The sequence below is a fragment of the Burkholderia sp. 9775_39 genome (assembly GCF_015712225.1).
GTDB lineage: Bacteria > Pseudomonadota > Gammaproteobacteria > Burkholderiales > Burkholderiaceae > Burkholderia > Burkholderia cenocepacia.
Map to the genome: position 1 here is coordinate 104541 of NZ_JACCQC010000004.1, position 14564 is coordinate 119104.

The following is a 14564-nucleotide window of genomic DNA, read 5'->3' on the forward strand; positions in this document are numbered from 1 at the left end:
GATGCCGTCGCGGCGGCGTCTTGTTCATTCCTGCACTCGGCGCGGGGCGGCGCGTCCTGGCAGCGTGGGCGCGCGGTGGATCAGCCGTCTGCCGGATCGGGTGTCGCCGCCGTGCCGTCGCTGTCGGCATGCGTGCGCGTCGGGCGGCGCACGGCGCGCAGCTTGCCGCTGTTGCCGCCGCCGCAGTAGAAGCGGTCGTGACCGTCGGATTCGAGCCCCGAGACGCCGACGCCGGCCGGCATGTCGATCTGCTCGAGCACCTGGCCCGTGCGCGGGTCGATGCGCCGCAGGTCGCTCTGGTCGCCTTCCCACGTGCCATGCCACAGCTCGCCGTCGACCCACGTCACGCCGGTGACGAAGCGGTTCGATTCGATCGTGCGCAGCACGGCGCCCGATTGCGGATCCACCTGATGAATCTTGCGTTCGCGGTACTGACCGACCCACAGCGTGCCTTCGGCCCACGCGAGCCCCGAATCGGCGCCGCCGCCGGGCGCCGGGATCGTCGCGAGCACGCGACCCGATTCGGGGTCGATCTTCTCGATGCGGTCCTCGACGATCTGGAACAGGTGGCGACCGTCGAACGCGGTGCCCGCGTGCGCGGCGACGTCGAGCGAACGGACCGTCGTGCCGCGCTCGGGGTCGAGCGCGTTCAGCTTGTCGCCGGACGCGTACCACACGTGCTGCCCGTCGAACGTGACGCCGTGCACGCCGTCGACGCCCGGAAACGGACCGTACTCGTGAAGGATGTCTGCAGTGGAGCGTTTCATGTTCGTCACCTCGTCGTTCGATGCGGCCATCCTAATCTCCCGGCAGCGCAACCGGGAGTAACAAGGTCGTCGCGAATCCGGGCAGCGGCGGCGTCAGCCAGCGGCGCGCGCGTGCGCGGCCGAGCGCCTGGACCTTGCCGGTTTCCGCGAGCGAATCGAGCGCCCGCTGCACCGTGCGCTGGCTGGCGCCGAGCGCAAGCGCCAGCGCGGAACTCGACCACGCTTCGCCGTCGGCGAGGAGCGCGAGCACGGCCGCATGGCGATCGTCGACCGGGCGCGCGAGGACGACGGTTTCGCGCACGCCGAGCGGTTCGAGCGCGAAGCCGCGCGGCGTCGCGACGACGTTCGCGAGCGGGCGCAGCACCGCCCGCAGCCGGCCGATCTCGACGCGCAGCCGCGCGCGATGCGATTCGTCCGCCTGTTTCGCGCGGAACGCGGCGGCGACGAGCGCGTTTCTCGACACGTCGGCCGGCCACGCCTCGCCGAGCGCACGGGCGAGCACGAACAGCACCGGGCGGCGCGCGAGCGACACGGTCGTGCGCGCATCGCGCACCGTGTGGCGGCACGCGTCGACGACGAGCGCATTCGATTCGAACAGCGTCTCCACTTCGTCGAGCGGCACGAGCCGCGACGTGCCGCGTGCGATGAGCCGGGCGGCCGGTGCGTCGAGCACGCGCGCCGCGGTGTCGACCTCGGCCGTCAGCGCGGCAATGCCGGCGGCGCGGGCGGCCGCGCGGGCACGGGCGAGCGCCGCACGGGCCGCGTGCGTGCGGAGGCGGCGCATCGCGATGCCGGCCGCGATCAATTCATGGGCGGCGCGCGACGCGGGCGGCAGCGGTGCGGGATCGAGATGCGCCAGCAGCCGCTCGGCTTCGTCCAGATGGCCGATCAGCAGCAACCGGCGTACCCCGAGATAGCGGGCATGCGCGGCGTTCGGGCGGTCGCCGTGTGCGTCGAGCGTCGCGCAGGCCGCCTCGAGCGCACGCGTCGGCCAGCGCAGGTCGCGCGACGCGAGCGCGATGTCGGCTTCCGCGACGACGCAGCGCGCCCGTGCAACCGCTTCCTTCGCACCGAACGCACGCGCGGCGCCGCGGACGAGCGAGCGCGCGCGTTCGAAATCGCCGAGCTGCGCGAGCGCGATCCCGCGCAGCGCGAGCGCCGGCGCATCGTCGCGCAGCGCGACGCGGTTCAGCGCACCGAGCGCGTCACCGGCCGCGAGCGCGCGCGCGGCCGCCGTGATCAGCGAATCCATCCGAATCCCGACACAGTTGTCACTCCCTCCGGTCCGATGCCCGGCACTAATCTAGCACCACGCACACGGCCCCGTACGCCGTGCCCGGATACCCATCGGAAGGAGGAACCCGCAATGACGACCCATCTCACCGGAACCCGCGACGAATGGCTGGTCGAACGCCGCGCGCTGCTCGACGCGGAAAAGGCGCTGACGCGGCAAAGCGACGAACTCGCGCGGCGGCGCCAGGCGCTGCCGTGGGTGCGCGTCGACAAGACTTACCGGTTCGATACCGAGGCAGGGCAGGCGACGCTCGACGACCTGTTTCGCGGCCGTTCGCAACTGCTGGTCTATCACTTCATGTTCGGCCCCGACTACAAGGCCGGCTGCCCGTCGTGCTCGGCGCTCGCCGACGGCTTCGACGGCTTCGCCGTGCATCTGGCGCACCACGACGTGACGCTCGCGGCCGTGTCGCGCGCGCCGCTCGCGAAACTGCTCGCGTACCGGCAGCGGATGGGGTGGACGTTCCCGTGGGCGTCGTCGGTCGGCAGCGATTTCAACTTCGACTTCAACGTGTCGTTCACCGAAACGCAGCAGCGCGCGGGCGACGTCGAATACAACTACGCGCGGGCCGGTCACGCGATGGACATGGATCCGCCGCCGGCGCCCGTCGTGCAGTTCGCGGCCACGTGCGGCACCGACGCGGCCACGTATTCGCTCGACCGGCCGGGGATGAGCGCGTTCGTGCGCGAGGATGGCGCGATCTATCACACGTATTCGACCTACGCGCGCGGCCTCGACGGGCTGTGGGGGATGTACCAGTGGCTCGACCGCGCGCCGCGCGGACGCAACGAGGCCGGCCCGTGGTGGCGCCGTCACGATGAGTACGCGCGCGGCTGAGCGGGCCGGCCACGGACGGGCGCGCGCGATGATACGAACGACCACCGGTGAGGCGGCCGCCGATCCGCGCGCATTCGGCGCGGCGGTCGCGGCCGTGTTCGCGGTCGCCGCGTTGGCGACGCTGGCCCAGCACACGTCGATGGCGGCGATGGGCGGCGAGCCGATGACCGGCGGCTGGATGGCCTCGGCCGCCTGGCTGCGGCCGTGCGGCCAGAGCACCGGGCGCGCATTCGCGGCGTTCGCCGGAATGTGGGGCGCGATGACGGTGACGATGATGCTGCCCGTGCTCGCGCCGATGCTCTGGTGCTACCGCCAGCGCATCGGTCCGGCGGCGGCGCGGTCGGCCTGGCTCGTCGTCGTCGCGGGCGCAGGGTACTTCTCGGTCTGGATGGCGCTCGGGGCACTCGTGTTTCCGGCCGGCGCGGTGCTGACGACGGCCGCCGCCCGGCTGCCGGCGCTTGCCCGTGCGATGCCGGTCGCGGCGGGCGTCGTCGTGCTGGCCGCGGGCGCGTTGCAATTCTCCGCGTGGAAGGCGCGCCGGCTGGCGGGTTGCCGGCACGCGGCGGCACATGGCGTGCACCCGTCGCGGGTGGCGGTCGTCACGGCGTGGCGGTACGGCGTGCGCGCCGCGATCCGGTGCGGCGCGTGTTGCGGGAACCTGATGGCCGTCGCGCTGGCGGCCGGCATGATGGATCTGCGCGTGATGGCCGTCGTGACGGTCGCAATCGCCGCCGAACGCGCTGCGTCGATCGGCGGGCGCGTCGCGCGGATCGTCGGTTGCGGGGTGGTGGCGGGCGGCATGGCGATGATCGCCCGTGCGGCCGGGCTGGCGTGAGGCAGGGCGGGCAAGCCGCTTCGGCGGGGCGCCGGGCCGTGCGCGCGGCCGCCGCCGTCGCGGCCGTGTGGCCCCGCCGCGACACGGACACTCGCCGCCCGGCGGCCGGTTGCGCGAATGGCGCGATGCGGCGGTGAAACGAAAGGCGATCGAAAACGAACCGAACGGCGATCCGAACGATTCGGCCCCCGAACGGCCGAAACCGGCTAAGCCGTTGTTCGTGTTGTGAAAATTCGCGGCGCTTCGCGTATAATTCGCTTTTGCGCCCATAGGATTTGCCATGCGTCTGATCCAAAAAGCACTCACTTTCGATGACGTGCTCCTCGTTCCCGCCTTCTCCGACGTTCTCCCGCGCGACACCAGCCTCAAGACCAAGCTGACCCGCAACATCTCCCTGAACATGCCGCTCGTGTCCGCCGCGATGGACACGGTCACCGAAGGTCGCCTCGCGATCGCGATGGCGCAGCAGGGTGGCGTCGGTATCGTCCACAAGAATCTCACGCCGGCCGAACAGGCCCGCGAAGTCGCGAAGGTCAAGCGTTTCGAGTCGGGCGTCGTCCGCGACCCGATCACGGTGCCGCCGCAAATGAAGGTGCGCGACGTGATCGCGCTGTCGCGCCAGCATGGCATCTCGGGCTTCCCGGTCGTCGAAGGCCCGCAACTGGTCGGCATCGTCACGAACCGCGACCTGCGTTTCGAAACGCGCCTCGACGAGCCGGTCAAGTCGATCATGACGCCGCGCGAGCGCCTCGTCACGGTCAAGGAAGGCACGCCGCTCGCCGAAGCGAAGGCGCTGATGCACAGCCACCGCCTCGAGCGCGTGCTGGTCGTCAACGACGCGTTCGAACTGCGCGGCCTGATGACCGTCAAGGACATCACGAAGCAGACCGAACACCCGGACGCGTGCAAGGACGAACACGGCAAGCTGCGCGCAGGCGCGGCGGTCGGCGTCGGTCCGGACAACGAAGAGCGTGTCGAGCTGCTGGTGCAGGCCGGTGTCGACGTGATCGTCGTCGATACCGCGCACGGCCACAGCAAGGGCGTGCTCGAGCGCGTGCGCTGGGTCAAGCAGAACTTCCCGCACGTCGAGGTGATCGGCGGCAACATCGCGACGGCCGCCGCCGCGAAGGCGCTGGTCGAATACGGCGCGGACGCGGTCAAGGTCGGTATCGGCCCGGGTTCGATCTGCACGACGCGGATCGTCGCGGGTGTCGGCGTGCCGCAGATCAGCGCGATCGCGAACGTCGCGGAAGCGCTGAAGGGTACCGGCGTGCCGTGCATCGCCGACGGCGGCGTGCGCTTCTCGGGCGACGTGTCGAAGGCCCTCGCGGCCGGCGCGAATGCGGTGATGATGGGCAGCATGTTCGCGGGCACCGAAGAGGCGCCGGGCGACGTGTTCCTGTACCAGGGCCGCCAGTACAAGTCGTACCGCGGCATGGGTTCGGTCGGTGCGATGAAGGACGGCGCGGCTGACCGCTACTTCCAGGACAATTCGGCGAACATCGACAAGCTCGTGCCGGAAGGCATCGAAGGCCGCGTCGCGTACAAGGGTTCGGTCAACGCGATCCTGTTCCAGCTGGTCGGCGGCGTGCGCGCGAGCATGGGCTACTGCGGTTGCAAGACGATCGACGAGCTGCACGAGAAGGCCGAATTCGTCCAGATCACCGCGGCGGGCATGCGCGAGTCGCACGTGCACGACGTGCAGATCACGAAGGAAGCGCCGAACTACCACGTGGACTGAGCGCCGATGAAACCGCTGCTGCGAGCCGTGCTGATCGTCGACGCCGTGCTGCTGCTGGCGTTCGGCGTGCTGTTCGTGCTGACGCCCTGGCAGGCGCTGTTCAATGCGCTGCAACTGGCGAACATCCAGCCGGCGATGCTCGGCCAGGCGTTCGGCATCGCGCTGCTCGGGCTCGCGTGGCTCGCGTTTCATGCGGCGTTCAACGGTGACCTCACGGCACCCGTCGCGCGCTCGGTCGGCCATGTGTACTGGTTGACCGGCGTGCTGACGGTCGTGTGGTCGATCGGCACCGGCAGCGGGCCCGCGCTCGCGGCCGCCGGCCGGGTGCTGTCGGCCGTGGCCGGGGTCGCGCTGATCGTGCTGGGCCTCGGCGGCGTGCGGCTCGCATCGGCCGTGCGCCGGCGCGAGAAAGCGCAGGCGCTCGAGGCGCGCGCACCGGCGCAGCGGCCGGCCGAACCGGCGATGGCGCCGGCGTCGGCGCCTGCCGCGCAGCGTGTCGAGCCGGTCGTCGGCCGCCCCGTGGCGCCGGCCGGATCGTCGCCGGCCTCGTCCGGTTCCCGCGCATCGTCGGGCGGCGGCGTCGCCCTCGACGAACGCCCGCCGATGCAGGATTGACCGGCGATGCGTCGCGCGTGCCGCCTGCCGCCCGACGCCGCTGTCCATGCTTTTGACGCAGCGCTCGATGCGCTGCTTTTCTTATTCTCTTCATCCCGTCCGCAGCCATGCACGACAAAATCCTGATTCTCGACTTCGGTTCGCAAGTCACCCAACTGATTGCACGGCGCGTGCGTGAAGCGCACGTCTACTGCGAAATCCATCCGAACGACGTGTCCGACGACTTCGTCCGCGAGTTCGCGCCGAAGGCGGTGATCCTGTCGGGCAGCCACGCGAGCACGTACGAAGACCACCAACTGCGCGCGCCGCAGGCCGTATGGGATCTCGGCGTGCCGGTGCTCGGCATCTGCTACGGCATGCAGACGATGGCCGTGCAGCTCGGCGGCAAGGTCGAGTGGAGCGACCATCGCGAATTCGGCTATGCGGAAATGCGTGCGCACGGCCATACGCGCCTGCTCGACGGCATCGAGGATTTCACGACGGCCGAAGGCCACGGGATGCTGAAAGTCTGGATGAGCCACGGCGACAAGGTTGCCGAGCTGCCGCCGGGCTTCGCGCTGATGGCGTCGACGCCGAGCTGCCCGATCGCCGGCATGGCCGACGAGGCGCGCGGCTACTACGCGGTGCAGTTCCACCCGGAAGTCACGCACACCGTGAAGGGCCGCCAGATCATCGAACGCTTCGTGCTGCAGATCGCCGGCGCGAAGCCCGACTGGATCATGAAGAACCACATCGAGGAAGCCGTCGCGAAGATTCGCGAGCAGGTCGGTGACGAGGAAGTGATTCTCGGCCTGTCGGGCGGCGTCGATTCGAGCGTCGCGGCCGCGCTGATCCATCGCGCGATCGGCGATCAGCTGACCTGCGTGTTCGTCGACCACGGCCTGCTGCGCCTGAACGAAGGCAAGATGGTGCTCGACATGTTCGAGGGCCGCCTGCATGCGAAGGTCGTGCACGTCGATGCATCCGACCAGTTCCTCGGCCATCTGGCCGGCGTGACCGATCCGGAAGCGAAGCGCAAGATCATCGGCCGCGAGTTCGTCGAGGTGTTCCAGGCCGAGGCGAAGAAGCTGTCGAAGGCGAAGTGGCTCGCGCAGGGCACGATCTACCCGGACGTGGTCGAATCGGGCGGCACCAAGACGAAGAAGGCGACGACGATCAAGAGCCACCACAACGTCGGCGGCCTGCCGGAAACGCTCGGCCTGAAGCTGCTCGAGCCGCTGCGCGACCTGTTCAAGGACGAAGTGCGCGAGCTGGGTGTCGCGCTCGGCCTGCCGCCGGAGATGGTATACCGCCATCCGTTCCCGGGCCCGGGCCTCGGCGTGCGGATTCTCGGCGAAGTGAAGCGCGAGTACGCGGACCTGCTGCGCCGCGCGGACGCGATCTTCATCGAGGAACTGCGCGGCACGACGGCAACCGCGCAGGATGCGGCTGCCGGCCTGTGCGGCGAGGCCGACGTCGGTAAGAGCTGGTACGACCTGACGAGCCAGGCGTTCGCGGTGTTTCTGCCGGTCAAGTCGGTCGGCGTGATGGGCGATGGCCGGACGTACGACTATGTGACGTCGCTGCGCGCGGTGCAGACGACCGACTTCATGACCGCACACTGGGCGCATCTGCCGTACGCGCTGCTCGGCCGCGCGTCGAACCGGATCATCAACGAAGTGCGCGGGATCAATCGGGTCGTGTACGACATCTCGGGGAAGCCGCCGGCGACGATCGAGTGGGAATAAGCTTTCCGGCCGAAGCGGCATCGGTCTCGCCTGCGTTGTTGCGCATCGTTTGATGTCGCGATAATTCGCAAGCGGGCTGCCGGTTCGGTTGGCGTGCTGCCCCGGTTCACGCGTGGGCAAGAAGCGGCCTGGCGATTGCCAGGCCGTTTTGCGTTAACGCGCGAAGTCGGTCAAGAAGCGCCGTGTTCGCAGTCCCGGACCGGATTCATCACGCACACGCCCGCCCGAGCGACCGCAAATACATCGGCACCTTCGCCTTGTTCGTCACCTGAACCCGCGACATCAACGCGTGATCGATCCGATCCAGCCCATAGGTCCGCGAAATATCCTGCTGCAACCGGCACCACAGATGGCCGGCCATCTCCGCATCGACCATCGCGCGGTGCGCACGGCCCGATTGCGGCAGCCGCAGCATCTCGACCAGGCTCGACAGGCGGTGACTCCGGGCGTCCGGATAGATCCGTCTCGCCACCAGCATCGTGCACGCAAACGCATGGTCGGCCGCCATGCCGAGCAGCCCCAGTTCCGACTGCCAGAAGCGCTTGTCGAAACCGGCGTTGTGGGCCACGACCGCATGCTTGCCGACGAACGCGGCCGCTTCCTTCATGACTTCGGACGCGGGTGGCGCCGCCGCGATCATGTCGTTCGTGATGCCGGTGAGCGCAACGACATCGGACGGGATGCGTCGGCCGGCATTCATCAAACTCTGGAAACGGTCTACGACTTCCCCGTCGCGCAGCAGGATGACCGCAATTTCGGTCGCACGGTCGCCCAGATTCGGCGACAGGCCGGTGGTTTCGAAGTCCAGTACCGCGACGGTTTGCATGGTTGAATTCGGGGGCGTCATCAGAGGGTGTCGAGTTTGGCCCGAGAGGGTAGCATCTTCGGGCGTGCGAACGGCGGATCCGTGGAGCGGCGAGCGGGCCGGCTGCCGATTGACGATAATGAAATCTCGCTCCAGGCCAGTCGGACATGCTGCCGTGACTCAACTGACGCTACCCGGATTCGACGCGCCGCCGCCGGCTCCCGTGCACCGCTTCTTTTTCGCCGTGATGCCGGATACAGCCACGGCCGCGCGCATTGCCGGTATCGCCAAAAGCTTGCAGCAGAAGAAGGACAGCCCGGTGAGCACCGAGCGTCTGCACATCACGCTGGGCTCGCTAGGCGACTTCGCTTACGTGCCGGACGCTGCGCTTGCACGGGCCCGCGCGGTCGCGGACCGCATGGATGGGCCGTCTTTCTCCGTGAGGTTCGACAAGATCATCAGCTTCAACGGGCGGCCCGGTCATCAGCCGCTGGTGCTGACGGGGAAGGCCGGTCTGGAAGACTTGATCGACTTTCGGCGGCAGTTGCGAGATGCGTTGAAACGGGTAGGCGTACCTGTTTTTCCCTCGGGTTTCACCCCGCACGTGACGCTGCTGTATGGCCCGCAGCGGCCCGATGAGTATCGGATCGAGCCGATTGCCTGGACCGCGTTCGACTTCGTCCTGGTCGATAGCTGGCTCGGCAAGTCGCACTACGACGTGTTGGGGCGCTGGCCGCTGGCGACCGGCCGCTCCCCGGGATGATCGCGATGTCGTAAGGGCGGTGCCGTTTCAGCGCATCCGGACCAGGTCGGTGCCGCGTTCCGTGCTGGCCCGGACTCCAGCTCAGTCCCGACCACCCCCGCGATAACGAAGATGAAGCAGCGGATAAGGCCGCCCCTGTCCATCGAGTTCCGATCGTCCGCAGCGCTCGAATCCGAGGCGCTCGTAAAATCCCGCTGCCGCTTGGTTCTGTTCGTTGACGTCGGTCGACAGGTCGGGATGGCGCTTGAGCGCTTCTTCGACCAGCCGTCGCCCGACCCCCGCACCATGGTGGGCAGGATCGACGAACAGCGCTTCCATGTGGCTGCCGTCGAGCAGCATGAAGCCGATCGGGCGATCGGTTTCGTCGACGGCCAGATCGAGCGGCGCGCCCGGCAGAAATGCGACGACTTCGGATTCGATCGCGCGACGGTCGTCGTCGCTCAGGAAGTGATGCGTGGCATCGACGGCGTTGCGCCAGATATCCAGCACGCATGTGCCGTCGGCCTCGGTGGATTGTCGAATTCTGATCATGGTTTGACGTGGGGTGATCCGGCGCTCGGCGGGTAGCGGGCGCCAGGATAGATCGAATGCGTCGCGCGCAGGTAGTGCGCCAGCGACGGCAGTGTGTCAGGCGGATGGTGGCCGCGCGTGGCCTAGCGCCGCAGCCCGCTCGATCGCTCGCCGCGCGACGTCGCGCACGCCGGCGCTCATCGGCAAATCGTCGCGGTCGAGTTCGTCGATGCCGAACCAGCGCGCGTCGAGCGCATCGTCGCCGGCGGCCGGCGTGCCGCGCAGCCATCTGCACAGCACGGCGACCATGACGAAATGCTGGCGCACGGCGCCGTGCGCATCGTAATCGAACGCGTCCAGCGCGGTAAAGGCGTCGAGCGCTTCCACGTCGACCGTCGTTTCTTCCGCGATTTCGCGCACGACCGCATCCGCGAACGGCTCGCCCGGTTCGATCTTGCCGCCGGGGAAGCCCCAGCAGCCTGCATCGGGTGGATTCGCGCGGCGCACGAGCAGCACGTCGCGTTCGCGCAGCACGATGCCGATCACCGCGGGAACGGGGCGCAAGGGCGTAGCGTTGCCGGTTGCGGACATGCCGGTTACGGACGTGCCGGTTGTGGACATGGTCGCGCCTACCTGTCGGTTCGAACGAACGCGGGTACTACGTGTACGCGGCTCATCGCACGTCCCCGGTACGCTGTTCGATCGCGCGGATCACGGCGACCATGTCGGCCGCGCCGTGTCCGGCCCGCTCGGTTTCGCCGTACAGTGCGTGGCAAATGTCGAGCAGCGGCGACGCGATGCCGATGCCGCGCGCGGATTCGGCGACGAGGCGCGCATTCTTCAGCACGTCGGTGATCGCGGCCTGCACCGAGAAATCTGCCGCGACGAGCTTGCCGAGCTTCACGCGCGACACGTCGCTCGCCATCGGGCCGGCATTCAGTACGTCGGCGAAGCGCGCGAGATCGATACCGTGGCGTTGCGCGAAGTGCGTGGCTTCGGTGAGACCGGTGACCATCGTGATCAGGAACAGGTTGACGGCGAGCTTCATCGTCAGCGCCGACGGTACGTCGCCGCACACGAAGCTGTCGCGGCACAGCGGCTTCACGAGCGCGCGGACGGCATCGACGTCGTCCGGCGCGCCGGCCAGCATCACGACGAGCTGACCGGCTTCGGCCGGCTTGCGCGAGCCCGATACGGGCGCCTCGACGTAGCGGCCGGACGCGGCGGCGATTTCGTCGGCGAGCGCGCGGGAATAGTCCGGCGCATTCGTGCCCATGTTGACGATCGTATGCGCGCCGACCCGGGCGGCAAAAGCAGGCGTGCCGCGTGCGAGGGCGGCATCGATTGCCGCATCGTTCGCGAGCATCAGGATCACGGTGCGGCAGGATGCGAATACGTCGTCGATGTCGTCGGCCACGCGTGCGCCGGCGTCGCGCAGCGCATCGTCGCTGCCGTGCGAACGGCTCCACACGACGAGCGGCGTGCCGGCCCGCGCGAGATTGAGCGCCATCGGCGTGCCCATCACGCCAAGGCCGATGAATCCGACTGCGGTTTGCATGGTGCGGCTCCCACGGTAGGTGGCGACGATCGTGGGCGTCAGTATCGCAGCGTTTTCGCATGCCTGCCATCCGGCTCGCGCGAGCGCGCAAGCCGCGTCGTCGTCGCTACGCGAGGTCCGCCAGGTACGGCCACGGATAAATGCCGCGGGCATGGCCGTCGCCGAACACGAAGCGGACACCGTAGCCGAGCGCTTCCACGCCGTCGAGCGTCAGGTCGGGCCGCGCGTCGACGTGGCCGCCGTCGAGCCGGATCTTTCGGCATTCCGCGCATGGGCAACCGCCGCGCAATTGCGCATAGTCGATACGTTGTGACGCGCCGTCGGACCAGCGCAGCGTCAGTGTGCGCGCCGGGTGATCGAGTGCGATTTCGATCGGCGCGATCATCGCGACGCGTCGTCGATCTGGCCGATCGCTATCCGCACGGCCTTGCGGACTTCGGGGTCGCGATCGTCGAGCGCAGCGCTCAGCGCGGGCAGCGTTGCACGGTCGCGCAGTTCGCCGAGCGCGAGCGCGGCTTCCTTGCGCAGGTTGCTGATCGCATGCGAGAGCAGCGCGACGACGGCCGGCGCCGCAGCCGCATCTCGCAATTGCCCGAGTGCGCGCGCGGCGCGCAGGCGCACCTGCCAGTAGTCGTCGTCGAGCGCGGCGACGAGCGGCTCGCGTGCGGTCGCGATGCGCAGCTTGCCGAGCGTGGTCGCCGCTTCCTCGCGCACCTGCCATTCGGCGTCACGCAGCGCCGCGAGCAACGCGGTGACGACGGCGGCGTCGCCCGCCGCCGCAAACCCGATCGCGCCGACCGCGGCGCGCCGCACGTCCGCATCGGCGTCCGTGGTCGCGATGCGGGCGAGCGGCGCCAGCGCGCGGCTGTCCTTGAGCCAGCCGAGCACGACGACCGCCTCGGCGCGTACGGCCGCGGTGCACGCGTCGAGCGCACGCAGCGCGGGCGCGAACGCGCCGGGGTCGCGCAACTCGCGCAAGCCGCGCAGCACGGCGCCGCGTACGAACGGCTCGGGCCGGTCGGCCCATCGGCACAGCACGGCGCCCGATGCCGCGTCCTTCAGTTCGGACAGGCTTTGCGCGGCCGTCGCGCGCACGCTGTCGTCCGGATCGAGCAGCGCGTGGCACAGCGCGTCGACGACATCGGGCTGCTCCCACGCGTCGAGCACGCGCGCGGCCTCGCTGCGTACGTCGGCGGACGGATCGTCACGCAGCGCCGCGACGAACGACGGCACGAGTTCGGGCGCCTCGAGATCGGCGAGTTCGAGCAGCGCGATGCGGCGCACCGATGCGTCGCCTGCGGCGAGGCGCGCGACGAGCGCGGCATGATCGGCGGCCGGCACGCCGGGCAGCGGGAAAGCGGAAGAAGAAGCGGTCATGGAAAAAAGTCGGTACGGTGAATGGGCAGGCACGGGCTCAGGCGGCGTCGCGCAGCAGCGCGAGACAGCGGCGCTTGATCTCGACGAACGCGGGCTCGGTCGTGCTGTCGTCGGTGCGGGGCCGCGCGAGCGGCACGCGGATGTCGGCGACGATGCGTGCGGGCCGCGGCGACAGCATCAGGATGCGGTCGCCGAGAAACAGCGCTTCCTCGATGTCGTGCGTGACGAACAGCACGGTCGTGCCGATGCGCGACCAGATGTCGAGCAGCAGCGTCTGCATCATCCGGCGCGTCTGCGCGTCGAGCGCACCGAACGGTTCGTCCATCAGCAGCACGCGCGGCCGGTTGATCAGCACGCGGGCGATCTCGACGCGCTGCTGCATGCCGCCGGACAGCTGCGAAGGGTAGTGCGCGCCGAAGCCGCCGAGCCCGACGAGTTCGAGCAGCTCGGCCGCCTCGCGGCGGCGCTCGTGCGCGGGCACGCCCTTCATCTTCAGGCCGAACGCGACGTTGTCGATCACGCGCTTCCACGGAAACAACGTGTGCTGCTGGAACACGAGCCCGCGATCGGGATGCGGGCGGTCGACCGGTTCGCCATCGACGACGATCTCGCCGTGCGTGGCCGCGACGTGGCCGGCGAGCGCGCCGAGCAGCGTCGATTTTCCGCAGCCGGACGGCCCGAGCACGCAGACGAATTCGCCGGGCGCGATATCGACGTCGAGCGCATCGAGCGCCGCGAAGCGCGCATGAGGCGGGCCGAGTTCGATCGTCAGCGCACGCACGCCGACACGGCCGGGAGCGGGTGCGGTAATCTCGGCGGTGTTCATGACCGGCCTCCACGCGGCGCGTACCACGGCGTGAGCACCGCGCCGATCCGCTTGACGAGCAGGCTGCTGCCCATCCCGAGCAGGCCGATCAGCGCCATGCCGACCACGATGTCCGGGTAGTTCTGCAGCGTATAGGACTCCCATGTGAAATAGCCGATGCCGTACTGGCCCGCGATCATCTCGGCCGTGACCAGGCAGAACCACGCGGTGCCCATCCCGATCGACAGGCCGGTGAAGATCGACGGCGCGGCGCCGGGCAGGATCACTTCCGCATAGAGCGCGAGGCCGCGCGTGCCGAGGCTGCGCGCGGTCGCGACGAGCCGCGGGTCGACGGCTTCGGCGCCGTGCACGGTATTGAGCAGGATCGGGAACAGCGCGCCGACGAACGTGATGAACATCATGCTCAGCTCGGACGATGGAAACATCAGGATCGCGAGCGGAATCCACGCGACGGCCGGAATCGGCCGCAGCATCTCGAGCGGCGGCAGCAGCGTGTCCTCGAGCGCGCGATAGCGGCCGATCGCGAGCCCGAGGCCGATGCCGGCGAACGCCGCCGCGACGAAGCCGGCCAGCACGCGCGTGATGCTCGCGAACAGATGCATCGGCAGCTTCGGCGATTGCAGGAACGAGGCCAGCGCGGGGCCCACGTCGGCCGGCGCGGGCACGTTCGCGAACGTAACGATGCCGAGCGACAGCCGCCAGTGGACGGCCGCCTGCCACAGCGCGATGCAGGCGGCGAGCGATGCGATGCGCCACGCGCGGCGGCGCATCGGTGTCGGGCGGCGGCGCGCGGCGGAATGCGGCGAGCGGGCGTCGGCGGCGCGCGGTGCGTCGGCGTGACGGCGTTTGACGAGGTCGAGGGTGGCAGCCATGCGGGAGTCCGGTGTCGACGAATGGAAAGAGAAGGGC

The 14564-nt window shown here is 69.4% G+C and carries 16 protein-coding genes; 6 read left to right on the forward strand and 10 right to left on the reverse strand.

Annotated elements, in window-relative coordinates; translation table 11 throughout:
- Positions 1-80: 80 nt before the first annotated feature.
- Together H0X90_RS07260 and H0X90_RS07265 are read right to left on the reverse strand one after the other, a co-directional pair.
- Positions 81-767, reverse strand: a complete 687-nt coding sequence (locus tag H0X90_RS07260; protein ID WP_062911487.1) for a hypothetical protein — start codon at positions 765-767, stop codon at positions 81-83.
- A gap of 31 nt (positions 768-798) precedes the next feature.
- Entirely contained in the window at positions 799-2019 is a 1221-nt protein-coding gene (locus H0X90_RS07265; RefSeq protein WP_077190682.1) for a helix-turn-helix domain-containing protein, read from the reverse strand.
- A gap of 114 nt (positions 2020-2133) precedes the next feature.
- Here H0X90_RS07265 and H0X90_RS07270 point away from each other — a divergent pair, with 114 nt between their 5' ends.
- The 5 genes from H0X90_RS07270 (at position 2134) to guaA (ending at position 7816) form a co-directional block, all read left to right on the forward strand.
- Positions 2134-2898, forward strand: coding sequence for a DUF899 domain-containing protein (locus H0X90_RS07270; RefSeq protein WP_060263333.1), 765 nt, complete (start codon positions 2134-2136; stop codon positions 2896-2898).
- Positions 2899-2926: 28 nt separating this feature from the next.
- Complete coding sequence (locus tag H0X90_RS07275) at positions 2927-3733, forward strand: DUF2182 domain-containing protein (RefSeq protein WP_077190697.1); 807 nt, start codon at positions 2927-2929, stop codon at positions 3731-3733.
- A 280-nt stretch (positions 3734-4013) separates the two neighbouring features.
- The gene (gene guaB / locus H0X90_RS07280; RefSeq protein WP_006488752.1) at positions 4014-5474 is read left to right on the forward strand and encodes an IMP dehydrogenase; all 1461 of its coding nucleotides are present in this window, start codon (positions 4014-4016) and stop codon (positions 5472-5474) included.
- A gap of 6 nt (positions 5475-5480) precedes the next feature.
- Complete coding sequence (locus H0X90_RS07285) at positions 5481-6089, forward strand: hypothetical protein (protein WP_006495568.1); 609 nt, start codon at positions 5481-5483, stop codon at positions 6087-6089.
- 107 nt (positions 6090-6196) lie between these two features.
- Entirely contained in the window at positions 6197-7816 is a 1620-nt protein-coding gene (gene guaA / locus H0X90_RS07290) for a glutamine-hydrolyzing GMP synthase (protein WP_006495569.1), read from the forward strand.
- 208 nt (positions 7817-8024) lie between these two features.
- On the opposite strand, the gene H0X90_RS07295 is transcribed toward guaA, so the two are convergent.
- Positions 8025-8642: a PolC-type DNA polymerase III gene (locus tag H0X90_RS07295; protein WP_077190681.1), complete on the reverse strand. Its 618-nt coding sequence runs from the start codon at positions 8640-8642 to the stop codon at positions 8025-8027.
- A gap of 118 nt (positions 8643-8760) precedes the next feature.
- Here H0X90_RS07295 and H0X90_RS07300 point away from each other — a divergent pair, with 118 nt between their 5' ends.
- Positions 8761-9384, forward strand: coding sequence for a 2'-5' RNA ligase family protein (locus H0X90_RS07300; RefSeq protein WP_077190680.1), 624 nt, complete (start codon positions 8761-8763; stop codon positions 9382-9384).
- Between the two features lie 81 nt (positions 9385-9465).
- On the opposite strand, the gene H0X90_RS07305 is transcribed toward H0X90_RS07300, so the two are convergent.
- The 7 genes from H0X90_RS07305 to H0X90_RS07335 all read right to left on the reverse strand — a co-directional run bounded on the left by H0X90_RS07305 (position 9466) and on the right by H0X90_RS07335 (position 14527).
- Positions 9466-9915, reverse strand: a complete 450-nt coding sequence (locus tag H0X90_RS07305) for an acetyltransferase (protein WP_034201590.1) — start codon at positions 9913-9915, stop codon at positions 9466-9468.
- 96 nt (positions 9916-10011) lie between these two features.
- A complete protein-coding gene (locus H0X90_RS07310) occupies positions 10012-10515 on the reverse strand; it encodes an NUDIX hydrolase (RefSeq protein WP_077190679.1) in 504 nt (167 codons plus the stop codon).
- Positions 10516-10567: 52 nt separating this feature from the next.
- Positions 10568-11452, reverse strand: coding sequence for an NAD(P)-dependent oxidoreductase (locus tag H0X90_RS07315; RefSeq protein WP_059720671.1), 885 nt, complete (start codon positions 11450-11452; stop codon positions 10568-10570).
- Between the two features lie 106 nt (positions 11453-11558).
- The gene (locus H0X90_RS07320) at positions 11559-11837 is read right to left on the reverse strand and encodes a DUF971 domain-containing protein (RefSeq protein WP_006495575.1); all 279 of its coding nucleotides are present in this window, start codon (positions 11835-11837) and stop codon (positions 11559-11561) included.
- Positions 11834-12829, reverse strand: coding sequence for a HEAT repeat domain-containing protein (locus H0X90_RS07325; RefSeq protein WP_077190678.1), 996 nt, complete (start codon positions 12827-12829; stop codon positions 11834-11836). Before H0X90_RS07325 ends, H0X90_RS07320 begins: the two co-directional genes overlap by 4 nt.
- Positions 12830-12866: 37 nt before the next feature.
- Entirely contained in the window at positions 12867-13655 is a 789-nt protein-coding gene (locus H0X90_RS07330; protein ID WP_077190677.1) for an ABC transporter ATP-binding protein, read from the reverse strand.
- Positions 13652-14527, reverse strand: a complete 876-nt coding sequence (locus H0X90_RS07335; RefSeq protein ID WP_006495577.1) for an ABC transporter permease — start codon at positions 14525-14527, stop codon at positions 13652-13654. The genes H0X90_RS07330 and H0X90_RS07335 overlap by 4 nt, the downstream gene beginning before the upstream one ends.
- Positions 14528-14564: the final 37 nt, after the last annotated feature.